Genomic DNA, 23,124 nt, shown 5'->3' with positions numbered 1-23,124 from the left:
CTATTATTTGCAAACATCTCCCAAAGAATCTTGTTATAATCACTGACTTTAAAATATTTTTCACTTAAAACCTTAACTTATGGCGAATATTAAAAATGCAGTGAAGCTAGGTGTGTTTACACTTGCTATCATGAACGTTACGGCAGTTGTATCCCTGCGCGGACTGCCAGCCGAAGCCGTCTATGGAATGAGCTCGGCTTTTTATTATCTTTTTGCAGCAATTGTCTTCCTGATTCCAACATCACTCGTAGCAGCCGAGCTGGCAGCTATGTTTCAGGATAAACAAGGTGGTGTATTCCGATGGGTAGGCGAAGCTTACGGAAAAAAAATCGGATTTCTTGCCATCTGGTTACAGTGGATTGAAAGTACCATCTGGTATCCGACCGTTTTGACATTCGGCGCTGTATCTATCGCTTTCATCGGCATGAATGATACTCACGATATGGCATTGGCCAGCAACAAGTTCTACACATTGGCTGTTGTACTCATTATCTATTGGCTTGCCACGTTCATCTCTCTTAAAGGCATGGGATGGGTAGGTAAAGTGGCCAAAATAGGCGGTATGGTCGGTACTATTATTCCGGCAGCACTGCTGATTATCCTGGGTATTGTCTATCTGGCAACAGGCGGACACTCCAACCTGGACTTCCATAGCAGTTTCTTCCCTGACTTCACGAATTTCGACAACGTTGTGCTCGCAGCTAGTATCTTCCTCTTTTATGCCGGTATGGAAATGGGCGGTATTCACGTGAAAGACATGGAAAACCCTGCGAAGAATTATCCGAAAGCGGTATTTATCGGTGCACTAATCACAGTTATCATCTTCGTGTTAGGAACATTTGCATTGGGTATCATCATTCCGGCTAAAGACATCAACCTGACACAAAGTCTGCTTGTTGGCTTCGATAACTACTTTCAATACATCCACTCTTCCTGGCTGTCACCGATTATCGCCATTGCTCTTGCATTTGGTGTGTTAGCAGGTGTATTAACGTGGGTAGCTGGTCCGTCAAAAGGTATCTTTGCCGTAGGTAAAGCCGGTTACATGCCTCCGTTCTTCCAGAAAACAAACAAACTGGGTGTTCAGAAAAATATCTTGTTCATACAAGGTGGTGCTGTTACCCTGTTGAGTCTTCTGTTTGTTGTAATGCCTTCTGTGCAGAGCTTCTACCAAATTCTATCTCAATTGACAGTTATTCTCTACCTCATCATGTACTTGCTCATGTTCTCAGGTGCTATCTATCTCCGTTACAACATGAAGAAGGCCAACCGTCCGTTCCGTATCGGAAAGAATGGCAATAGCCTGATGTGGATTATCGGTGGACTTGGATTCTGTGGATCTTTGCTTGCCTTTATATTAAGCTTCATTCCGCCGAGCCAGATTTCTACAGGTAGCAATACTGTTTGGTTCTCCGTATTGATTATCGGTGCTTTAGTTGTAGTGGTGGCTCCGTTCATCATTTATGCTTCAAGAAAGCCATCATGGACTGATCCGAACACTGAATTCGAACCGTTCCATTGGGAAGTACAAGCACAAACTGCTAATGTCAGTGCAACTGCCACAACTACTTCCTCCGCTACTGCATCTGCAAGCAATAGTACGTCTGCTAGTAATAGTGCAAAAACAAGTACAACAGCTCCGACTGGTGGAAGTTCCGCTTCATCAAGTAATCCTTCACCATCAGGTTCAGATGTTTCATCCGGCTCTGCCGATGACAAGGATAAAAATCCAACGTCTTAGTTGGATACAATCATAAATAATTAATAAACTTCTAATCCCATGATGGAGTCATAGATTCCATCATGGGATTATTTTATATATTTCATTCTCCTTTTTGCCATTTACAATGTCTGCATATCTCTTCCTCACTACATATCTTCTTCTTTTACTTGAATTTGGATATTTTTTCCATTTAAGTCATTGTGGTATTAAAAAATATACTTATCTTTGCACCCGCAAACAAGAAAGGTGCCATAGCTCAGTTGGTAGAGCAAAGGACTGAAAATCCTTGTGTCCCCGGTTCGATTCCTGGTGGCACCACTTTTGTGAGCGGAATGTAGCGCAGTTGGTAGCGCACTACGTTCGGGACGTAGGGGTCGGGCGTTCGAGTCGCCTCATTCCGACAGAAGGCGACAAACGAGCAGAATCGGTTGTCGCTTTTTCTTTTTCACCTTCGTAAACCGCTGTAATTCTGCGGAAAATCTTAAAAACTTCATTCTCGTTTTCTGTTCGATAATCATCATTTTCCTTGTCGAAGTAAATTCCGCTGGGATAGACTAAATTTTGTATTTTTTGCCTATTAGAAAAATCACTATTGCTTCACAAACTACCTAATTTACAAGACATTTCAAGCATCGGATTGATATATTTCATCATGTTCGATAAATATTTCCCTGCATCTTCAAGAAAATTCGGTTCATACTCAAATTCCGGAGACTATAAACGAATTTAAGTATGATCCGCAAGTAGATTATCCTAATTTCCAGAGATACTTCCGTATATCTCCACATCACCTATACGAGCAATTCCATCTTCACCTGCATCTTGTATTTGCAGACGAACATATCTTCCTTGTACCGGAGTAATATCGACATCGGTGACAGGCGCTGTATTATTGTCCTGTGAATCTACGCGTGTCCATTTCTTACCATCGCGGCTAACTTCCATCGTGAAGGATCGGGTATTCAATTGTTTCGGCATTCCGGCATTTCCGGCATGGCGTACTACATAACGGTTGATTAAATATTCGTCCTTAAAATCAAACTGAATCCATGCTTCATTTCCTTTTTCCTTGGAAACCCACATATGTCCCTCACATGGAGTTCCATCCGCTACAGTCTTCACATTTGTAGTGGCATTGCTGGAAGTAATTTTCATTTTCGAGGAAAGAGTCAGATTGAAAGGCAGATAATTGGCCTGACTATAGAGATTGAAGAAATGATCACCGCGACAAATCACGATATTACCCGGAGACAATTCTTCCAGACGCTTCTTTAATGCTACAATATTATCCGGTCCCATCTTCCATGACTCGCCTTGCGCCGAAAGGAATATAGGTTTTGAGCCATCAAATCCAGCTATTGTATCTTTCCAGAAAGAGTAGATAACATCCACTCCACTTGCATAACAAGGCAGATTGGGAACAAAGGCCAATCTGTGATTTTGAATGTAAGTCGGAACTTTGTAAGGATGGAATTCCCAGTCCTGCTGAGTTAAACCATATAGATAACGGCAATTGTAAGCGTAAGCAGCCATTTGTTCTTGATTCACCTCATCCCAAATAGTGATCACACGCAGTCCGCTTTTTTCCAAGTATTGTTGTGTCAGTTTGGCATAAGGGGTAAAATCCGTCCCAGAAGTTGCATTCCATAAATAATTGTGTGCATCATAGATTAATGAATATCCCATTCCGGATGGACCCGATGCAAAGAAATCATTGAGTGTAGCCGTACTATAATAATGATTAAGCAGCCCCGGACCGAAATCTACCAATCCCGGGCTAATGGTCCAGTTGATTGGAATACTGCCTCTTCCTGTCTTATCCCATAATTCAGACATTGCATGTTGGCAATATTGCACATTGTCACCGTCGCTTAAATAGATTGCAAGATAAATCTTGTTTTCCAGTTCCGGCATTTTAGGAACTTCCGGATATTTTATCTGTTGCTGCATTCCGGCGTATACAGTAGCATTCTCATAGAAATCTGATGGAATGGTTGAAAGTCCATATTCTGCTGCCAGTCCTATTCCAGAGCGCTCTTCAGCATACCAGCCAGTAATAATGCTTTCACCCGGTTTCATTGTTTTCAAGAATTTACGTAATACAGTGTTTTCTCTCCAGACACGTGGGTCCAGCCAGACTATAGCAGTTCCGGAAGCTACCGCCATGTCACGTACAAATCCCCGTTGGGGCGGAAGGCTGACTAATAAACGGTGAGTACATTTATTCCAGTATTTCTGAAACATGTATTCGTAGATTTCAGTAGATTTTATATATGGCAACTTTGTAAAATCTGCCAAAACAGGTAACAAAATTCCCTGTTGTTTTAACCGATCGTATAATTGAAGAGACACAGGAATTGCCTCTTCCAATCCGGCAACTGTAGAGGCCAGATTCAGATAATGATCACTCTTCGCCCGATCATATAAAATGACTCCTTTCAGCTCATCTTTGTATTTCTCTACTAATTTCAGATATTCTGTAGGTTCGAATTCACGAATGGTCAGGTTCAATAAACGAGGCCATTTCCCTTTGCCTTCACCACTATGATCGAACAAAAAGATACGTGGCTGTTTTTTATTGATTATTCCCTGAAGAGAGAGAATCATTGTTTTTTCTTCCAGTTGCAACTTGGCCTTTTGCAAATCAAATCCATCCAGTTGAGGTGCAGGAGTCGCAAAATGAGGAAGCATTTGACCATTCGGCCAGAAAATTCCATCTTCTACGGTTTGTCGCGGACTAACAGGGATATACTGGTTAACTCCTTGTTGAGCATATAATCCGGAAATTGATAAAGCTACAGCACCGACAAATATAAATAGTGATTTTAATAATCTTTTCTTTTTCATAATAAGAGTTTTGTTAGAAATACGTTCACAAAGGGTGAGTCAAAAGTATTTGTGATTTATGTTGAAATCATCTTTACTTTTGATACACTCTATTTCATTCAAGCTTTATTTTTATATAAAAGCTTATTTTATCATCAAATAATCGTAAGCTTCTATTTGAACAGGTCCTAATAATCCGGAAGATTGCAACGGAGAATTTGCGTTCCATGGATTCACCGCAGTCCAAGTAGGACGAAATTCCTCCGGTAACTGCTGATCGCCAATCAAACGATTCTCCCAATTGTTCACAACTTCAATTTTCAGAGTATTCTTTCCTGTACGCAGATAGTCAGTTATATTAAGTTGATAAGGATTCGTCCATACACCACCGGCATATTGGTCATTCACATATACCTTAGCCATCACCATCACCTTACCTAAATCAATATAAAACTGTTTTTTCGGTAATTTCTCTAGGTTGAATGTATTCGTGTAAATAGCCGTACCTGAATAATATTTAATACGAGCATCTTCCGAATCCTTCCAATCTATCAGAGTAGGGAAAGCAACAGCTTCTTCCGGTCCTCTAGCATTCTTATCAAAGACAACTGTCCATAGAGAATCTACTTTTACGACAACTTCTGATTGCGGATAATTGCTTCCTGACTGTTTTGCCTCTGATTTCTTACGGAACACAATAAAGGAACTCTCAAAAGGTTTCAATTGTAAAGGTACCGTAGTCAAACCGCCCTTATCAGAATACTCTGGTAAGAGGCGCATATCCTGAGTCAGCGGGTTCCACAATTCAGGAACTTTAGAAGAAATTCTAAAAGTAGCGTCAAAGGATATGACTTTATCACTCTGATTGGAAATAAAATAAAAATCCCCATCCGATGTTGTACGATGGATAAACAAAACCGGAGTATCATTACTGATACTACAATCCGGAGATAAAGATAACGCTGCAAAAACTTTATCCAGTGATTCATTGGATGAAAATACACGTCCTTTTCCATATGTTTGTCCGAAGCCCTGCCCATTCCATAAATCTGAAGCCATCGCTTTCACTTCCTGATCAGCTTTAGGATATCCAGCCAAACTTGGAGAATATTCCGGTGCTGTTCCTACTATTACAAGTCCGTTTTTTACCAGCTCTCTTACTTTCTTCAGTACCTCCGGTCTCATCGTATTCTGTCTAGGCAATACAAGTACACGATATTGCATACCACTCTGCAATGTCAATTTTCCATCTTTTACAGAAGTCTGGTTCAGAAGTATTTCAGCATTTATATAGTCGAAAGAATATCCTTTAGGCAAAGCCGGATCACAAACTCCTGTCATTTTAGGAGCATCTTCACCGATAAAGTAAGCAGCGTCGGCAACATATTGTCCCTGTTGCAACATAAAGTTACAACGTTTCAGATAACCAGTAAATACATCCATCTGACCGAACCATGTGTTATTGCGATTAAACTCACAACCAAACCAAGCACTCATACCAGGCAAACGATCGTTCGAAGGCTGATGGATATATACGTGCAATAAAGTACTGTTAATCCCTTCCGTAAAGAAACGATCCCCACGCTGTTTCATCAAATATGGATAACGATGAAAATTCGGACCGCCTGCTGTAAATGATTCTGCCCATACTTTCTTTTTTCCATAGATATGAGCACAAGAAGAGGCTGCGCGATTCTCAATATCCCCTAATGAGCCTTCACACCAGAATTCACCACCTACTTCATCCGACTGTCCACCGTATTGTAGAAATTCACCTGGAAATCCCCAATGACCATAATTCTCCAACCAAGTTGTCAAACCTTGCTTATGACATACTTCACGCAGGCCACCTACATAATCGTAGGCTACACGATCAGCTACCAAACGACGTAGGTCCCACAAGAAACGATCCGACTGATCAGGGCTACCAACGATCATCCCCTTCAAAACGGGAAGATAAACCACCGGATCATATCCGTATTTCTTTTTAAAACTAGCAATCATATCGTCTGTCCAGTTTTGCCCCCCGGTCTCATAACTATCTTGTACTACTACTTTAAACGTTTTCCGATCCTGTGCCGGAATGCGGCGTAGTATTTCTCCAATATAAGCATCAAAGTGAGTTGCTACATGTTTTTTGCTCATTTTATCCACTTCCAATCCCGTACCTTCCGGGCTGGCAGGACTATTGGTCACTTTCGTAGAGCGCATTCCTGTCCGCATGATAACCCATTCTCCTTCCGGAACTGCCCAATTAAGTTTTCCACCTTTAAAGGAGGAAGTTATATCCACCACTTTATCAGCCTTAACCAAATAATCCTTATCGGAAAGCCCCGGCATTCTATCCCACATATAATCGTGCCAAAGAGGCAGAGGAGTCTGGAACATTTTAGCCAACATCTTTTCCGGATAACGTTCCAACATCGGTTGTGAAGAAAGTGCAATATCCAATTCCGCATTCCCCCCGGCATGAATGACAAGACGGAACTCCTGTCCTTTTACTTCTGGCAAAGAGATTACAATAGGCGGATAAGGAATAAATCCGACATTCAGAGCAGCATTGCTTCTATCAATATGAATCTTTTTAAGGATATGATAATTATTTCCTTCTTTGATATATAAATCTGCATCGGTCTTTATAGGTGTATTTACTTGAAGAGAAAAGCTACGAACCGTAGTTTCCTGAGGGAGTTTCATCTCCACCACTTCTTCTTTCCCTTCTTGCTTCTTTACCTTCCAGTTACCACTCACTACATCACCTGTAGGAGCCGGAAAAGCAATGACTTTAACATCTTCTGCATCCTCAGCAATAACGGGTAAATCCGTCTGTAACATTTTGGGACCCGTTACTCTCAGTTCGGATGAAGCGAGGTAACGCATACTTTCGTTCGGTTTGATCCATGGTCCACCGGACTGGCTCCATCCCGGGCTATTGAAAATACCAATCTCAATATCCAGCTCCGTAGCCTTTTTCAAAGCAGCATGAATTATTTCCCACCATCCTTCTGTAAGAATCTTATGTTTTCCGGCTGCAATATCACCTAGACCGATATTTCCAATATAAGCACGACTGATACCTGCCGCTTTCATAGCTTCCAAATCCTTAATAACTCCCTCTTTAGAGATATTGTCGGAGATCCAATACCAATAAACAGCTACTCTTACATCATTCGGAACCTGCCGAAAGCCTGATTCAATTTTCTCAAAAGGTATAAACTTGTCTTTCTGTCCTGCACGTACTACAGAAGAAAAGACACTTAACAAAAGACATAAGATGACTGTCCTCATAATCTAAAAGTGTTTTAATAATATCGTTTATGTTATCAAGTTGCCAAAGATAACAAATATTCATCAAGGAGTCGATATTTCCAAGTCATCTTTTTTCGGTAAAGCCGGAAATCTAGCATGAGGTTCCACCTGATACCAGAATACCGTAGAAGAAATATCCGATTATTGTGCATTGTATCTACCGTCATGTCTCCATCCCAAATCCTGTATAGTCACCTTCAACTCTTTATCAAAACGGATCGGATCGACGATATGCCAACCATTATCGTAAACGCGCCATGCTAAATCTATTGTCCTTTACTTTAATTCCATCTACGAGTGTGTGTAAAACATCTTTTGTAAGATTGGAGCGGTGGAATTATACATGGAAATAAGTCTCATCTTCAACTGCATCTGTCAGTACATAATTCACTTGATAATAAAGAGTCATCGGAGCATCATTGATGTTCTCCATTGTTATTCTGCATTTTTTGCGAAACGGCATTTTCCAATAACAATTGAAAGCACCACCCGAATTCATACAAGCTGCTAACGAGCTCAATGGAGCGAATCGTTTTTTCCAGACTAACAGCACTACGGAAGCGAAATGAGGAACTTCATTCATTGGAGCAACCCATTACAGCTCGTTCCCAAATACCTTCTTCACTCATCAACCGAGTTGCCTTTTACCCATGTATGACCCAAATCACGCAATGCCTTTTCTTCTTGTGCCTCCGATATCACACTTTGTTCATTATCTTAAACTAAAGTCGATTTATGCCCCATCATGTGACCTTTTTCCCCATGAGTCAAGACCTAACCATATATTATATTTCCGACAAGCATCGACCAATTGTTCCAATTTTTCCAAAGCATTACAACTGAAATCAATAGTCACCTTCCCCAACAGAGAATAGTTAATGCTTCTCCCGGATTGTACCCCTTAGTAAATATAGTACTCTTTTGTAACAGATGTGAAGGGAGGCAATCGATTCGTAAGGTATTATCAACTTCAGCCACTCTTTGCTCTATATTCTCATAAGAACCTCCTTTTCCCAGATCAGTAAGCCACAAAAAATCCCACATAGCAGTGGTAAATCACGTGTTCTTATTCCAGTAATGGACTTTTTTATTAGGCGTTATAGACTTGTCTTTATTCTCTGTATCGAGTGGTTGAATTACTTTTTCAGTCATCTCATTAGCAAATAGCAATGAAGGGCTGACCAATGATAAAAGCGAACATTTTAAAAAGTTTAATCTGTCCATGATTTGTATTTTTTCGTTATTAATGATTCACTTTAGATGAAATTAGGTACACTAATAAGCAACAAAACCAAATTGATAAGTCTAATTTCTGTTGCATCATAATATTAGTTTTATATCATGATACAAACTAGGTATCATTTCACAGAAAAACTTTCAATATTCGCCAGAAAACTATAACTATTTGACACCGAACTCATCTCGGTATTCATTCGGAGATTTTCCAGTCTATTTCTTAAACCGAGCAGAAAAGTAAGCTGGAGATTCAAAGTCTAACCTATAAGCGATCTCTTTTACAGGAATAGTAGTAGTCAATAGTTCGATAGCTTTATGCAGTTTAAGTTCCTGAAAATATTGCACCGGAGCACAATTCATTTTTTCTTTAAACAGTCTACGGAAAAGCGAATATCCAATGCCCGACTTTTTAGCAATTTCTTGCATGGAGACAGGCTGGTCAATCAATTCTCTCATAAGTACACAGGCAGAATCTATTTTAGAAAAAATCGTCATTCGCTACACATAGATTCTTATCAATGCTGTACATCAATGCTACCAAATAAGCCACTAATCCACTAAGAACTCTTTTATATAATACTTGCTCTTCGTTAGCTACACAATGGCTTTTCATAAATAAAAACAATCTCATCATTAATACCTACTTTAAATACAGGACTTTCTTTCGAACAATATTCATTTGTCATCCGGCTATTTACTTCCAAACCTGCAAACCCAATCCAATAATGGCTCCAACCAGTTTGATAATTAGGATAATAAGTATGCCATTCTCTGGGAAAGAGGACAAAGATCATACTTCTTTAATAGTAAATCCCCCTACTCTTCGTCTCCAGCACTCCTTCAGTAATATAAACTAGTTGATACTCTTTTAGAATACGCCCTTTTTCAGGATCAAAGTAATATCCGGCAAAATGTTTTTGGCTGAGATAAGTAGTATTGGGAGCAATCTCTTCAAAACCAACTGAAGATATATCCCAATCGGTTTCCAGAGGGCGTCATTCCTAAAATATTTAATGGACATACGTTCCATAATATTGGGTATTTTTAAAAGAAACAGTGCGGCAATTTATCATGGAAATCCTAAACCTTCAAGAAACAAAGTAAAAACATGATTTCGCATTTTTGCCGTATATCCTATAAAAAATGACTGTTCTTTTCCAATTTATTTGCAGGCAAATAGAATCATTTATATCTTTGATAACTCAATTTATTTATTCATCATTAATCTTCATTTACACAATGAAAAACAAATTCTACATCTTAGCTACTGTCGCTTTTTCTTTGTTATGTGCAAGTTGCGCAGAGACTCAAGTAAACCACTCTAATAGTGGTAAATCTGTCCCACCACCTCTAATGGGATGGAGTTCATGGAATGCCTTCCGGGTAGATATCAGTGAAGATATTATCAAAAATCAGGCTGACCTTATGGTAGAAAAAGGTTTGAAAGATGCTGGTTATCTCAATGTAAATATCGACGACGGCTTCTTCAACGAACGGGATAGTAATGGAAACATGCAAGCCAACACAACTCGTTTCCCTAATGGTATGAAACCCGTAGTAGACCATATACACAGTCTGGGTATGAAAGCTGGTATTTATACCGACGCAGGAAATAACACCTGCGGTTCTATGGCCGACAAAGACCATGCCGGAGTAGGAGCCGGTATCTATGGGCATGAAGAACAAGACGCTCAATTATATTTTGGAGACTGGGGATTCGATTTCATCAAAATAGACTATTGTGGTGGAAGTTTTCTAGGACTAGATGAAGAAGAAAGATATACTTCTATCCGAAAAAGCATTGATAAAGTAAACAAGGATGTTTCCGTTAATATCTGCCGATGGGCATTTCCGGGAACATGGGCAGAAAATATAGCAAATTCATGGCGTATTAGTGGAGATATCAATGCTCATTGGAACTCATTAAAATACGTGGTAGGCAAAAACCTATATCTGTCTGCCTACGCCCGTAATGGACATTATAACGATATGGACATGATGGTAATCGGATTCCGGGATAGCTGTAAAGTAGGAGGAGAAGGACTTACTCCGACTGAAGAAGAAGTTCATTTTGGTTTATGGTGTATCATGAGTTCACCTTTATTAATAGGTTGTAATCTGGCAACAATGCCAGAATCTTCTCTACAATTAGTGACAAATAAAGAATTAATTGCATTGAACCAAGATCCATTAGGACGTCAAGCTTATGTAGTGCAACACGAAAATGAAGGATACGTACTGGTTAAAGACATTGAACAACAACGGGGCAATGTACGTGCTGTTGCTCTTTACAATCCATCGGATACAGTTTGTACTTTCTCTGTTCCATTTTCTACATTGGAATTCGGTGGAAATGTAAAAGTACGTGACCTGGTAAAACACAATGATCTAGGTACTTTCTCCGGTACCTTCGAACAAACACTTCCTGCTCATAGTGGCATGTTCCTACGTATGGAAGGAGAAACACGTCTAGAACCAACATTATATGAGGCAGAATGGGCTTATTTGCCTCTTTACAATGATCTAGGTAAGAATTCTAAAGGTATTGTATATTCCTATGACGGACAGGCTTCCGGTAAGATGAAAGTCGGATTTATTGGTGGACAACCGGAAAACTATGCAGAATGGTCCGAAGTATACAGTGAAAAGGGAGGACGTTATAATATGACTATCAACTATTCATTTGGTAAAGGTCGCCAATTGGATCTGACAGTTAATGCTATTACTACAAGAATCAATGCATTAGCTGATGATGATAATCATCATCAAATCACAGTACCAGTGGAATTAAAACCTGGTTATAATGTAATCCGCATGTGTAATAGTTATAACTGGGCACCGGATATTGACAACTTCACTTTAGCTAAAGAATAAAAGCTCATCTGAAAGTTATACTAGAAACGATATAAAATGTGAATCTCTTCAATATCACAAATTTCGTGGTTCTGTGTTGATATTGTAAGATTCGCATTTTATTATTTATAAGTTAATCTTAATAAGGGAATTCACATTTTTTCTCTTTTTCAGACACCATCATTCCATTGTAATACAAGACCTCTCATGAAGTGTAACATATGCAACCTTGCCTCTTCTTTTGTAGGAGTCCAAAACATACGTTTACACTCTCCTTTTTCTAATTGTACATCGGCATTATACCCCGTTAAGTATTCCGTATCAATATGACATGTTTTCGGATTCACACTCTACCCATCAATATGATCGAGATATAGATATAAATCACGACTATTCTCACTTTGAAGGTTCAGCAGATTAGCACATCTTAAAACATTGAAAGCCTTAAAATCACAATCCTCAACTGCAACAGAAACTGAAGCATCAATAGAAAGAGAATCCTGCGAGAGATTTCTGAGTACTAATTTCTGATTTCTGATATCACAGATAATAGTCTCCACATCCGATGGCATCCGCAATTGCCATTCAACAATAATCATATCCACAGACTTTTGTTCCTTAAATTTTTCAGAAAGCTTATCCATAGGATAATCAAAAGTAATTCTTAAAGTATCCTGATTACCTTCATTGTCAGATAATCATTTACCTCTTTGGGGCAAGAGAACACATGCTTTTCCCCTTCCGAAGGTAACACTTTCAGACAGGAGTTCGCCATCCAACAACACAATCCTCTTTTGCAAGTACCGACTGGGTAAGCCATATTACCCTAAATGTAGGAAACTCTTTGGTCACTTGTTCTCCCCCAAAAAGAATGTCATTGGAATCATAAGGTTTTCCTCCAGAAAACATCACAAGTATTCCATCCGCCAGTACAATAAGTCCAGCAATAAAAAGTCCTATTAATATATAAGTTGTGCGTTTCATAATCTTTACTTCAATTTACTGTTCTTTTTACAAAATTCCCGATACATATTAGTTATCTCCTGAATAGAAATATCAAGTGTTTTAATCTGCCGAAAGAAGTATTCTAGGTCTTCCTTCAAGAAAGTATCCTTTCTTAAAGAGAAAATCAGTTATTTGGCACCCATAACTACAAAGTAACCAATACCTCGTTTATTATAAATAATATTCTGAAGTTGAAGGTAATCGTACGAACGCACTACCGTATTGGCATTTACCTCCACAATAGCAGCATATTCCCTGACAGAAGGAATACGCTCCTCTTCAAGATATTGTTCCAGAAGTATCTCGTCACAAATTCTATCAGCAATCTGTAGATAAATACATACACTCTCCCCTTCTCCCCAAAAAGAGAAACATCATGCAATACAGTATGCTTGGATTTTCGATAAGAAAACGAAAGATTCTCAACAGTAATCATAGCTCTTAAATTAAAAGTTTATAGACCTTTTAGTGTATTAGTTAGTACACTGCAAAAGCGACAATCTTTTGAATATTCCAATAGAAAAGAGAAAAAATAATAAAAAAAGGAGGAGCTAAGAATCACTCTCCACTCCTCCTGTCACGACAAACAACTAAAATTATTCACTATTTGATGCCGTCCAATGCTCTTTTAGCAGTAGCATTAGCGGGGTCTATAGCCAGAATTTTGCTCCAGTATTTCTTAGATTCAGGCAGTTTATTAACTACCAGATAATAATATCCAAGGTAACTGTAACATTCAACCAACGCAGAATTGTACCGTGAATCATTCTTGCCTTCCAACATAGAAGCAACTGCCTCATAGAAAGGTTTTGCCAATCCCTGAGTTGTTTCAGGATCTAATGCAGAATTGGTACGAGCTCTCCAGAAATTACCTAAATAACTATCCGGAGCCGTTTCGGCAATGGTTTTAAAGACAGAGTCTGCCAACTCCAAGGCCTGCTTACGCTCTTCTACTGTGATTGCAGATGAATCAGCTTGCGTACCTGAACCATAATAAAGTCGCCCCATCTGAAATTGCAAATCAGGAGTTTGCTGTTCCTTCTCAAGTGACGAATAATACTTTTGGTAAGCACTGATTGCTTTTTTATATTCATTCTGCTCTTCATAAGCAAAAGATATATTTTTATATAAATCAGTCTTTGTTGAATCCAGTGCAACCGCTTTCTCGTATTGCTCTGCAGCTTCACCATATTTCTTTAAAGCTTCCAACAAATGACCATAATACATATAATCCAGATAAGAATAGTCTGCCTTATCACATTCATTAAAGAAAATATCAGCAGCTTTAATTGCTTCATCAAAACGTTTCAAGTCAGTGTAATTATACATTGCCAAACGATTGAACGCAACATGACGCGAATTTTTCTTCAACCCCATGTTAGCCACTTCAAGAGATTTCTGAAAATCATGCTTCAGGAAAAGTGCAAATGCGTATTTTGCCAAATCTTCTTCTGTTGCTGTTGGCTCCATCGCAAAATGCGAATAAGCATCGGCAGCTTTTACAAAATCATTTTTAAAATAATAAATTTCGGCTAATTTTCTGTCTACATTCGTGTTGGACGGTTCTAAGGTCTTTAATTGTTCCAGCTTCTCAATTGCAAGGCTTACATTGGCTGATTTATAAATATCCGCATACTTCAAATAAGCATTTACACAATGCGAATCGAAATAAATAGCTTCTTCATATTTTTGGGAAGCCAAACCAGCATTTTTCTGTTTTATTGCAATGTCTCCTTCCAGTAGAGAAGCAAGAGCTGATTTGCCATCCGCTTTTCTAGCAAGAGCTGCATATTCTCCTGCTTCTGTAGGTTTTCCAGCTTGCAAATAGACTTCTCCAATTGCCACCAAAAGATCAACATTTTTTTTATTTTTTCCTTTTATCAGTTGTTCAGCTTCTTCCGTTGCTTGAGTCGGATTCTTCTGAATAGTTTCTTTCAATTTTGCAACATCCTCCTGCCATTCAGCATCAGATGATTGAGCATAGAGCGACCCAACTGCTATAAACGCTCCAGCTAAAAACATTTGTACTCGTTTCATGATAGTCTCAAATTTTAGTTATTATTCGTCTTCACATTAACAATACGTGTCGGTTGCGTAGCCGGAAGAAGTCCCGACTTAAAAATAATCCGCTGTCCTTTATCAAAAGTCATAAAAGAAGCAAACCCCCAGGGCAGCCCTCCACGGGGATCATTCAGCAAAGCATAAATAGGTCGCGCCAACGGGTAGTTACCATAATATAGATAAGCCTGGAAAGGTTTATAACTATTGGCAACAGTTGCCACCTCTTCTGCACTTACTGCCATAACTCTGATTTCCTCTATAAAAGATAGATTAGTTGTATCCTTACGGTTGCCTAACCAGTTTACCCCAATTACTCCTATCGCATCAGGTGTCTTAGCTACATAATTTATAACCTGCAGGTTCGTTTCCAACGCACTTACATTGCCCGTTGCCAATGGCTTTCCATCACAGATAGAATCTATTGCAAAACGTACTGTACTCGAATTTTTATTATCGAACACCACTTGAATTTCTTTCAAACGGGAATCCGGATAAATTTCTTTCCAATTTTTCACTTCCCCTGTCAAAATACGACGGAAATCGCGTACACTCAACAAAGAGTCCGGATTCGAACGATTAACTATCAATGCCAGACCATCTGTAGCCAACTTTATCTCTTTAGGGAAAAACTTACGGCTATGGAATGATTCCATTTCCTCCTTAGTCAGTGTCCGGGTCGCAATAGCTAATCGGACACTGTCTTTCAGAAGTAAATTTATCGCTTCCACTTCCGTGGTATAACGAGGGACAATTCCGGCCAGAGGACAAAGACTTTCAAATACATCAATCTCTTCCTGTATTATAGGCTCGAAACTTGCATCCGCTGCAATAGCTATCACACCAGACGAATAAGTATCCGTCGGTCCACCTTTAGAACCGCAAGCACCAAATACCGTCAATAATACGATTCCTATCAGCCAAAATTGTCTCTCTATCTTCATTTTACGTCAATTTAAATAAAACCGGGACTGTAAATTTCACACGCACCGCTTTACCATTCTGTTTACCCGGAATCCATTTGGGCATACCTTGTATCACACGAATTGCCTCTTTATCCAAATAAGGATCTACTCCACGAGCTACATGTACATCCGTAATCGAACCGTCACGTTCTACCACAAATTGTATGATAACACGACCTTGTGTACCATTCTCCTGTGCAATTGTCGGATACTTAATATTCTTACCAAGATAAGCCAAAAGCTCACCTCCCGGGAATGAGGGCATCTGTTCTACTGCTTCAAATATAGTATTATCCGGTTCGGGTTCACCTTGTACTACGATCTGTTTCAAGTCTGCAATATCCGCTCCATGAACTTCATCATTACCTTTTACATCGGCAATCGAAATAGCCACATTAGTGGAAAGCAATTCTTCTTGACTCTTAATTTCATTCGTTTCATCAATTTCTGAATCCTTCTTGATTTTAGGAGTCGTAAACTTGATAGAGCTCTTCACTGCCTGAGGAGGAGGTGCCACAGGAACAACCTTTTTTACTTCATTCTGTTTCACTTCCGGTGCCTCCAATTTCGACAGTGTAGTCACTTCAGTTATTACTTCTCTTTGCTTCGGAGTTGCCCACTTAACCAATGTAGGAATAGTAAAACCAATCGCAGTTACCACCAATACAATCAGCATGGCGATATTATGACGTTTGGTCGAATTTTCGCGTATCCTAAAGGCACCATATGCTTGATTCTTACCTTCAAAAATCAGTTGACACCATTCCGAAGAAGTCAAATCTATTTTTGCCATTTTACTTTTCTTTTTTTAGGTGTTACTTATTTATTCAGCTAAATTTTTCGACAATTCTCCTTTTGCATCGAAGTTCTTCATCAAAAACTTATCTCCTTCTGCAATATCGGTAATTACATATTTACCAATATTACAAATTTGCATTTCATCCAGCACATCAACCAGATTCTCATAAGAAGCATCATCCGTAGCTTTGATAATAACAGTTGGCGTGTCTTTTGCACTTTTTATCTCAGAAACTTGCTTCTTAAATTCATCGTCAGTAATCACAAGATCCAATTTCTGTTGTTTCAATGCTCTTACCTTGTTCACTGCAACAGCATTCTTATGCAAAAGCACATCGCGCACTCCACTCGCAGCATAACTGGTCTGCTTCAACGAACTATAATCTTTATAGTTGGGCTCTCCTTCATAATAGTAAAGTTTGTTATCACCTCCCAAAAGCAGTGTTATTGCCTGAGAAGCTTTTACCATACTTTGCTGATCTTCTGTTATATCCTTATCATTCGACGGCATACTTATTTCCATCGTTTGAGGTATATTTAATGTGGTACAAAGCATAAAGAAAGTAATCAGCAGCATATTCATATCAACCATCGGAGTAAAATCTACCCGCACAGATATTTTTTTCTGCTTGCTTTTTCCTCTCTTTCCACCACTCTCTTGTACTTCGGCACTCATAATTTTTCCTCCATTTTATTCTTCAGACGATCCTTTGAGAGTAGTAATCAGATTATACCGATTCTCTCGCAAATCCTGAAGAGAGTTCATTACATTCTTTATCACTGAGTATGGAGTCGAAGCATCTGCCTTGATAGCGATTCGCAAATCCGCGTTAGCAGCACGCGCATTACGTACCCACGACTTAAACTGATTATCAGTACTATCACAAGGAATTCCTTCATTTTTCAGGATTTTATCCCGTTGCTCTTCCGGAAGATCCAAGTATTGTTGCATACTTCCAATAGGTACCCCGAATGTAGAAGCTACAATAAATCTCTTCTCTTGCTCTGGAGTAAACTTAATGCCATACTCATCACCCATACTCTCCAAAACAGCCTGCATATCTTGCTGTTTATCGAGGCTCATAAATACTTTTCCCTCCGGATCAATTAAAATCTGGAGCACATTTTTCTCCGGAATTTTAATTTCCGATACAGAAGCTGGAGTATTAACTGTTACCGGCTCTTTCTTCACAAATGCTGAAGTTAGCATAAAGAAAGTTAGAAGCAATACAGTTACGTCACTCATAGCTGTCATATCTATGAACGTACTTTTCTTTTTTATTTGCGCTCTGCCCATGGTTAATAGATTTAAAGGGTTCGCAAAATTAATGAGTAGCAGCAAAAGTCTGCACAATAGAGAATCCGACTTCGTCGAGTCCGTAAGTCAATTTATCAATTTTATTAGTGTAGTAGTTGTAAGAAATAACAGCCAATGCACCAGTCAAAATACCGAATGCAGTATTAACCAAGGCTTCAGAAATACCTTGTGACAATGCCAAAGAGTCAGTACCACCACCTACTGCTAAAGCTGTAAATGAACGGATCATACCGATTACAGTACCAAGCAATCCCATCAATGTACCCAATGTAGTAATTGTAGCAATAATAGGAAGATTCTGTTGCATCATTGGCATTTCCAAAGCAGTTGCTTCTTCCAATTCTTTTTGAATAGCCAATAATTTTTGTTCTTTAGACAACTCTGTATTCTTTTCCATCTCTTCATACTTACGCAAAGTAGAAGTAACAACATTAGCTACTGAACCACATTGTTGGTCACAGATTGCCTGCGCTTTTTTCACATCACCAGCAGATAAAGCATCTTTAATATTAGCTACGAATTTAGCTAATGAACCTTTACCATAAGCAGAACGAAGTGCGATATAACGCTCAACACTCAATGCAATAACTGTCAGCAACAATGTTTGAATAACAGGTACAATAACACCACCTTTGTAAATAGTACCTAAGATATTCAACGGATGGTTGTTGGGGTCATTATTCATAAAATTAGCCCCATTTCCTAATAGGAAATAAAAAATACACAAAGCTATTATAAAACAGCAAATAATAACAATGCCAGCATTCTTAATGCCAACGACTTGACTTTTTTTAGTAGTTTCCATAATAAGTTTTTTGTTAAGAAAATAAATTTTAGTTATTTAGAAAATTTGGTATACGATTAGACACACTGCGCTATAGACCCTACAACTTTTTAACCAAAAAGTTGTACAAAGTTCATACAGGGGTACGAAAAGTAAATAAAAAGGGGTAAAATACTAAATAAAGATACGTCTTAGAGCGAACACGTAATAGTCGCTACAGATAGTAGAGTAATGTGGATCCTTATCCGAATAATAAGATTTACTTTGGTCTAATACAAGTATATTTTCTCTTAACAAAAAAAACTTGTGCAAGACATCTTTAAAAAGATCATTGGCTTCAATGATCCTACGAAGACGATAGTTATTATATATTTCAGAAACAGACTTAATTGCCATTTCTGCATCAGAAATAGACAATGATTGTGATTTATCAAAACCCAATGATGTACTAGTGCTAAAAGAAAAGCTAGTATCAATATTAGAAGATGCTTCTGATAATTGGGATGAAGAACATTTAGTTGCAGAAATACAAGTAGAAAGACTCATAGCAGCGTTACTCATACTATATGATAGCATAAATAAAACAAAGGCTAATATGAATTTTACAGAAAATCTCATTGTATTTCTCTTGTTATTAATAGAATTCTCATGTTTCGATCACAAATGTACTAATAAAACACATTCGTTTATCGTTATTCACATCATTTAAGTATATTAGTTTAACTCTATTATTAAAACAATTCATAATCAGTTTTGTTCACATAACAAAATGACTATTTCGTTAAAATAGCTTTATTCACTATAAACTCATGAACTCTTTTTAAGTGAAATGATAATTAATATCTCATTAGTTCATAATCATTCTTATCTTTCTGATGCGTTTCTTCCTTATAAGGACAATCTTTGAGAACAGCATTCTAATGCAACAAAAATACTTGTTTTGGACTTCTCTATACTACTTAAAATATACTAGAATAATTCTTTAGTCATATATAAACACAATTTCCAGATTTCCTAACCGATACATTCATAAGTACGTAGGTATCACAAGAATTGTACAATAAGCACTCTCTTAATCAGAGCGGATAAAAAACAGAAAGCCCCTCCGGTCAATCGACTGAAGGGGCTTCTTCAAAAACGGCAGTTACCTACTCTCCCACTGTTACGCAGTACCATCGGCGTGACGAGGCTTAACTTCTCTGTTCGGAATGGGAAGAGGTGGAACCCTCGTGCTATAACCACCTGAAAAAGGTTATGACATGATGAAAAGTAAAATTACAGTAATCATTATTATCAATAGTATTTATTATATTAATAATCATAATACGCTAAACGTATATAACAAACAAAACCAGAAAGAAAGTAGACGGGCAATTAGTAATGCTCGGCTAAGATGTTACCACCTGTACACCTGCATCCTATCAACGTCATCGTCTTTAACGACCCTAAGAAATCTAATCTTGTGGCTGGCTTCGTACTTAGATGCTTTCAGCACTTATCCAATCCCGACTTAGATACCCAGCAATGCACCTGGCGGCACAACTGGTAAACCAGAGGTCAGTCCAACACGGTCCTCTCGTACTAGTGTCAGAGCCACGCAAATTTCATACGCCCACGATAGATAGAGACCGAACTGTCTCACGACGTTCTGAACCCAGCTCGCGTGCCACTTTAATGGGCGAACAGCCCAACCCTTGGGACCTTCTCCAGCCCCAGGATGTGACGAGCCGACATCGAGGTGCCAAACCCCTCCGTCGATATGAGCTCTTGGGAGGGATCAGCCTGTTATCCCCGGAGTACCTTTTATCCTTTGAGCGATGTCCCTTCCATACGGAAACACCGGATCACTATGCTCTAGTTTCCTACCTGATCGACTTGTGAGTCTCCCAGTCAAGCGCCCTTATGCCATTACACTCTACGGACGGTTACCAATCGTCCTGAGGGCACCTTTAGAAGCCTCCGTTACTGTTTTGGAGGCGACCACCCCAGTCAAACTACCCACCAAACAGTGTCCTCGAAATTACGAGTTAGAACTCAAATAATCAAAGGGCCGTATTTCAACAGCGACTCCATTCAAACTGGCGTCTGAACTTCAAAGTCTCCGGCCTATCCTACACATTAATTACCCAAATTCAATGTTAAGCTATAGTAAAGGTTCACGGGGTCTTTTCGTCCCATCGCGGGTAATCGGCATCTTCACCGATACTACAATTTCACTGAGCTCACGGTTGAGACAGTGTCCAGATCATTACACCATTCGTGCAGGTCGGAACTTACCCGACAAGGAATTTCGCTACCTTAGGACCGTTATAGTTACGGCCGCCGTTTACTGGGGCTTCAATTCAATGCTTCTCTTGCGATGACATCTCCTCTTAACCTTCCAGCACCGGGCAGGTGTCAGGCTGTATACCGAATCTTTCGATTTTGCACAGCCCTGTGTTTTTGTTAAACAGTTGCCTGGACCTATTCTCTGCGCCCAGCCGAAAAGCTGGGACCCTTTATCCCGAAGTTACAGGGTTAATTTGCCTAGTTCCTTAACCGTGATTCACTCAAGCGCCTTAGTATATTCAACCCGACTACGTGTGTCCGTTTACGGTACGGGTACCTCAAAGATTAAGTTTAGCGGATTTTCTTGGGAGTTTGATTACATACGCTATTACTTCATTCCGAAGAATTCGGTATACTATCAGGTTCGACTCTCATCCTGGATTTGCCTGGGATGATCAGCATCTACACCCTTTAACGGACTATTCCGTCAGTCCGCGGTATTGTCACTGCTCCGTCTCCACAATCACTCTTTAAGGTAGTACAGGAATATTAACCTGTTCTGCCATCGGCTTCGCCGTTCGGCTGAGCCTTAGGACCCGACTAACCCTGATCCGATTAGCGTTGATCAGGAAACCTTAGTCTTGCGGCGAGGGGGTTTCTCACCCCCTTTATCGTTACTTATACCTACATTTGCTTTTCCACACGCTCCAGTATAGCTGACGCTACGCCTTCGACGCGGAGTGGAATGCTCCCCTACCGATCATTGCTGATCCCATAGCTTCGGTAAAACACTTAATGCCCGATTATTATCCACGCCAAACTCCTCGACTAGTGAGCTGTTACGCACTCTTTAAATGAATGGCTGCTTCCAAGCCAACATCCTAGCTGTCTTAGCAATCTGACTTCGTTAGTTCAACTTAGTGTTTATTTGGGGACCTTAGCTGATGGTCTGGATTCTTCTCCTTTGGGACATGGACCTTAGCACCCATGCCCTCACTCCTGTGATTGGACTAATGCGCATTCGGAGTTTGTCAAGACTTGATAGGCGGTGAAGCCCTCGCATCTTATCAGTCGCTCTACCTCACATTAGTAACTCACAAGGCTGCACCTAAATGCATTTCGGGGAGTACGAGCTATCTCCAAGTTTGATTAGCCTTTCACCCCCACCCTCAGGTCATCCGGAAGCTTTTCAACGCTTATCGGTTCGGTCCTCCAGTTAGTGTTACCTAACCTTCAACCTGCCCAAGGGTAGATCACTTGGTTTCGCGTCTACTCCTTCCGACTGGACGCCCTATTAAGACTCGCTTTCGCTTCGGCTGCATGTCTCTAGACACTTAACCTTGCCGGAAAAAGTAACTCGTAGGTTCATTATGCAAAAGGCACGCCGTCACTGTTTTAACAGCTCCGACCGCTTGTAGGCGCATGGTTTCAGGGACTATTTCACTCTTCTATTCGAAGTGCTTTTCACCTTTCCTTCACAGTACTGGTTCGCTATCGGTCTCTCGGGAGTATTTAGCCTTACCGGATGGTCCCGGTGGATTCACGCAAGATTTCTCGTGTCCCGCGCTACTCAGGATACCACTACGCTTCGTCTGGTTTAGAATACCGGGCTATCACCGTCTATGGCCGAACTTTCCAGATCGTTCTTCTCACCAGATGTCATGCGACATCGTGGTCCTACAACCCCATAATTGCCGTAACAACTATGGTTTGGGCTAGTCCCCGTTCGCTCGCCACTACTAGGGGAATCATTATTATTTTCTTTTCCTGCAGGTACTAAGATGTTTCAGTTCCCTGCGTTAGCTTCCATCGAGGATGGATGTCATTCCTTCAGAATGACGGGTTGTCCCATTCGGAAATCTCTGGATCAGGGTTATTTGCACCTACCCAGAGCTTATCGCAGCTTATCACGTCCTTCATCGCCTCCGAGAGCCAAGGCATCCGCCATGCGCCCTTGCTTACTTTCTTTCAAACTGACTTC

Annotated in this window: 16 protein-coding genes, 2 tRNA genes, 2 rRNA genes and 3 pseudogenes; 4 read left to right on the top strand and 19 right to left on the bottom strand. The window is 39.7% G+C overall.

Annotated elements, in window-relative coordinates; all coding sequences use genetic code 11:
* Positions 1–79: 79 nt before the first annotated feature.
* The 3 genes from gadC to EJF25_RS21435 all read left to right on the top strand — a co-directional run bounded on the left by gadC (position 80) and on the right by EJF25_RS21435 (position 2,124).
* The gene (gene gadC, locus EJF25_RS21445; RefSeq protein WP_125042650.1) at positions 80–1,741 is read left to right on the top strand and encodes a glutamine/gamma-aminobutyrate antiporter GadC; all 1,662 of its coding nucleotides are present in this window, start codon (positions 80–82) and stop codon (positions 1,739–1,741) included.
* A gap of 227 nt (positions 1,742–1,968) precedes the next feature.
* Positions 1,969–2,041: transfer RNA gene (locus tag EJF25_RS21440), tRNA-Phe, on the top strand.
* A 10-nt stretch (positions 2,042–2,051) separates the two neighbouring features.
* A tRNA-Pro gene (locus EJF25_RS21435) sits at positions 2,052–2,124 on the top strand.
* A 352-nt stretch (positions 2,125–2,476) separates the two neighbouring features.
* On the opposite strand, the gene EJF25_RS21425 is transcribed toward EJF25_RS21435, so the two are convergent.
* From EJF25_RS21425 to EJF25_RS25910, 6 genes and pseudogenes are all read right to left on the bottom strand, one after another.
* Positions 2,477–4,570: a discoidin domain-containing protein gene (locus EJF25_RS21425; RefSeq protein WP_125042649.1), complete on the bottom strand. Its 2,094-nt coding sequence runs from the start codon at positions 4,568–4,570 to the stop codon at positions 2,477–2,479.
* A 123-nt stretch (positions 4,571–4,693) separates the two neighbouring features.
* Positions 4,694–7,837: a glycosyl hydrolase gene (locus tag EJF25_RS21420; protein ID WP_125042648.1), complete on the bottom strand. Its 3,144-nt coding sequence runs from the start codon at positions 7,835–7,837 to the stop codon at positions 4,694–4,696.
* A gap of 63 nt (positions 7,838–7,900) precedes the next feature.
* Positions 7,901–8,387, bottom strand: a pseudogene (locus EJF25_RS26390) (DUF2961 domain-containing protein); the annotation flags it as partial.
* Positions 8,388–8,710: 323 nt separating this feature from the next.
* Positions 8,711–8,902: a hypothetical protein gene (locus EJF25_RS21410; protein WP_125042647.1), complete on the bottom strand. Its 192-nt coding sequence runs from the start codon at positions 8,900–8,902 to the stop codon at positions 8,711–8,713.
* Between the two features lie 405 nt (positions 8,903–9,307).
* Positions 9,308–9,550, bottom strand: a complete 243-nt coding sequence (locus tag EJF25_RS25915) for a helix-turn-helix domain-containing protein (protein WP_235016887.1) — start codon at positions 9,548–9,550, stop codon at positions 9,308–9,310.
* 134 nt (positions 9,551–9,684) lie between these two features.
* Positions 9,685–9,888: a cupin domain-containing protein gene (locus tag EJF25_RS25910; protein ID WP_235016886.1), complete on the bottom strand. Its 204-nt coding sequence runs from the start codon at positions 9,886–9,888 to the stop codon at positions 9,685–9,687.
* A gap of 445 nt (positions 9,889–10,333) precedes the next feature.
* Between EJF25_RS25910 and EJF25_RS21400 the strand changes: the two genes are divergently transcribed.
* Entirely contained in the window at positions 10,334–11,968 is a 1,635-nt protein-coding gene (locus EJF25_RS21400; RefSeq protein WP_200832967.1) for an alpha-galactosidase D, read from the top strand.
* Positions 11,969–12,297: 329 nt separating this feature from the next.
* Here EJF25_RS21400 and EJF25_RS25905 read toward each other — a convergent pair whose 3' ends face one another.
* The 13 genes and pseudogenes from EJF25_RS25905 to EJF25_RS21340 all read right to left on the bottom strand — a co-directional run bounded on the left by EJF25_RS25905 (position 12,298) and on the right by EJF25_RS21340 (position 23,111).
* The gene (locus EJF25_RS25905) at positions 12,298–12,591 is read right to left on the bottom strand and encodes a hypothetical protein (protein ID WP_235016885.1); all 294 of its coding nucleotides are present in this window, start codon (positions 12,589–12,591) and stop codon (positions 12,298–12,300) included.
* A 112-nt stretch (positions 12,592–12,703) separates the two neighbouring features.
* On the bottom strand, positions 12,704–12,931 hold the full coding sequence (locus EJF25_RS25900; protein ID WP_235016884.1) for a hypothetical protein: 228 nt from the start codon (positions 12,929–12,931) through the stop codon (positions 12,704–12,706).
* A 5-nt stretch (positions 12,932–12,936) separates the two neighbouring features.
* Positions 12,937–13,290: pseudogene (locus EJF25_RS21390) on the bottom strand (GntR family transcriptional regulator).
* A gap of 2 nt (positions 13,291–13,292) precedes the next feature.
* Positions 13,293–13,388, bottom strand: a pseudogene (locus EJF25_RS21385) (ABC transporter ATP-binding protein); the annotation flags it as partial.
* A gap of 167 nt (positions 13,389–13,555) precedes the next feature.
* Entirely contained in the window at positions 13,556–14,989 is a 1,434-nt protein-coding gene (locus EJF25_RS21380) for a tetratricopeptide repeat protein (RefSeq protein ID WP_200832966.1), read from the bottom strand.
* 14 nt (positions 14,990–15,003) lie between these two features.
* Complete coding sequence (locus EJF25_RS21375; protein ID WP_125042646.1) at positions 15,004–15,954, bottom strand: PstS family phosphate ABC transporter substrate-binding protein; 951 nt, start codon at positions 15,952–15,954, stop codon at positions 15,004–15,006.
* A gap of 1 nt (position 15,955) precedes the next feature.
* Positions 15,956–16,768, bottom strand: a complete 813-nt coding sequence (locus EJF25_RS21370; protein ID WP_125042645.1) for an energy transducer TonB — start codon at positions 16,766–16,768, stop codon at positions 15,956–15,958.
* A 30-nt stretch (positions 16,769–16,798) separates the two neighbouring features.
* Positions 16,799–17,449: an ExbD/TolR family protein gene (locus EJF25_RS21365; protein WP_125042644.1), complete on the bottom strand. Its 651-nt coding sequence runs from the start codon at positions 17,447–17,449 to the stop codon at positions 16,799–16,801.
* A gap of 15 nt (positions 17,450–17,464) precedes the next feature.
* Positions 17,465–18,070: an ExbD/TolR family protein gene (locus EJF25_RS21360; RefSeq protein ID WP_125042643.1), complete on the bottom strand. Its 606-nt coding sequence runs from the start codon at positions 18,068–18,070 to the stop codon at positions 17,465–17,467.
* A gap of 28 nt (positions 18,071–18,098) precedes the next feature.
* Entirely contained in the window at positions 18,099–18,896 is a 798-nt protein-coding gene (locus EJF25_RS21355) for a MotA/TolQ/ExbB proton channel family protein (protein ID WP_125042642.1), read from the bottom strand.
* 153 nt (positions 18,897–19,049) lie between these two features.
* On the bottom strand, positions 19,050–19,493 hold the full coding sequence (locus EJF25_RS21350; protein ID WP_125042684.1) for a DUF8440 family protein: 444 nt from the start codon (positions 19,491–19,493) through the stop codon (positions 19,050–19,052).
* A gap of 517 nt (positions 19,494–20,010) precedes the next feature.
* A 5S ribosomal RNA gene (gene rrf, locus EJF25_RS21345) occupies positions 20,011–20,121 on the bottom strand.
* A 108-nt stretch (positions 20,122–20,229) separates the two neighbouring features.
* Positions 20,230–23,111: ribosomal RNA gene (locus EJF25_RS21340) — 23S ribosomal RNA — on the bottom strand.
* Positions 23,112–23,124 lie beyond the last annotated feature (13 nt).

The organism is Bacteroides faecalis (genome assembly GCF_003865075.1).
Classification (GTDB): domain Bacteria; phylum Bacteroidota; class Bacteroidia; order Bacteroidales; family Bacteroidaceae; genus Bacteroides; species Bacteroides faecalis.
This window is presented reverse-complemented; position numbering and strand designations above follow the sequence as displayed.

What these genes read in the sequence shown, in the direction of transcription:
- EJF25_RS21420 (WP_125042648.1), bottom strand. Translation starts at nt 7,837, where the DNA reads ATGAGGACAGTCATCTTATGTCTTTTGTTAAGTGTCTTTTCTTCTGTA.
- EJF25_RS21375 (WP_125042646.1), bottom strand. Translation starts at nt 15,954, where the DNA reads ATGAAGATAGAGAGACAATTTTGGCTGATAGGAATCGTATTATTGACG.
- gadC (WP_125042650.1), top strand. Translation starts at nt 80, where the DNA reads ATGGCGAATATTAAAAATGCAGTGAAGCTAGGTGTGTTTACACTTGCT.
- EJF25_RS21370 (WP_125042645.1), bottom strand. Translation starts at nt 16,768, where the DNA reads ATGGCAAAAATAGATTTGACTTCTTCGGAATGGTGTCAACTGATTTTT.
- EJF25_RS25915 (WP_235016887.1), bottom strand. Translation starts at nt 9,550, where the DNA reads ATGAGAGAATTGATTGACCAGCCTGTCTCCATGCAAGAAATTGCTAAA.
- EJF25_RS21380 (WP_200832966.1), bottom strand. Translation starts at nt 14,989, where the DNA reads ATGAAACGAGTACAAATGTTTTTAGCTGGAGCGTTTATAGCAGTTGGG.
- EJF25_RS21355 (WP_125042642.1), bottom strand. Translation starts at nt 18,896, where the DNA reads ATGGAAACTACTAAAAAAAGTCAAGTCGTTGGCATTAAGAATGCTGGC.
- EJF25_RS21400 (WP_200832967.1), top strand. Translation starts at nt 10,334, where the DNA reads ATGAAAAACAAATTCTACATCTTAGCTACTGTCGCTTTTTCTTTGTTA.
- EJF25_RS25910 (WP_235016886.1), bottom strand. Translation starts at nt 9,888, where the DNA reads ATGATCTTTGTCCTCTTTCCCAGAGAATGGCATACTTATTATCCTAAT.
- EJF25_RS21365 (WP_125042644.1), bottom strand. Translation starts at nt 17,449, where the DNA reads ATGAGTGCCGAAGTACAAGAGAGTGGTGGAAAGAGAGGAAAAAGCAAG.
- EJF25_RS25900 (WP_235016884.1), bottom strand. Translation starts at nt 12,931, where the DNA reads ATGAAACGCACAACTTATATATTAATAGGACTTTTTATTGCTGGACTT.
- EJF25_RS21350 (WP_125042684.1), bottom strand. Translation starts at nt 19,493, where the DNA reads ATGAGATTTTCTGTAAAATTCATATTAGCCTTTGTTTTATTTATGCTA.
- EJF25_RS21425 (WP_125042649.1), bottom strand. Translation starts at nt 4,570, where the DNA reads ATGAAAAAGAAAAGATTATTAAAATCACTATTTATATTTGTCGGTGCT.
- EJF25_RS25905 (WP_235016885.1), bottom strand. Translation starts at nt 12,591, where the DNA reads ATGGATAAGCTTTCTGAAAAATTTAAGGAACAAAAGTCTGTGGATATG.
- EJF25_RS21410 (WP_125042647.1), bottom strand. Translation starts at nt 8,902, where the DNA reads ATGTGGGATTTTTTGTGGCTTACTGATCTGGGAAAAGGAGGTTCTTAT.
- EJF25_RS21360 (WP_125042643.1), bottom strand. Translation starts at nt 18,070, where the DNA reads ATGGGCAGAGCGCAAATAAAAAAGAAAAGTACGTTCATAGATATGACA.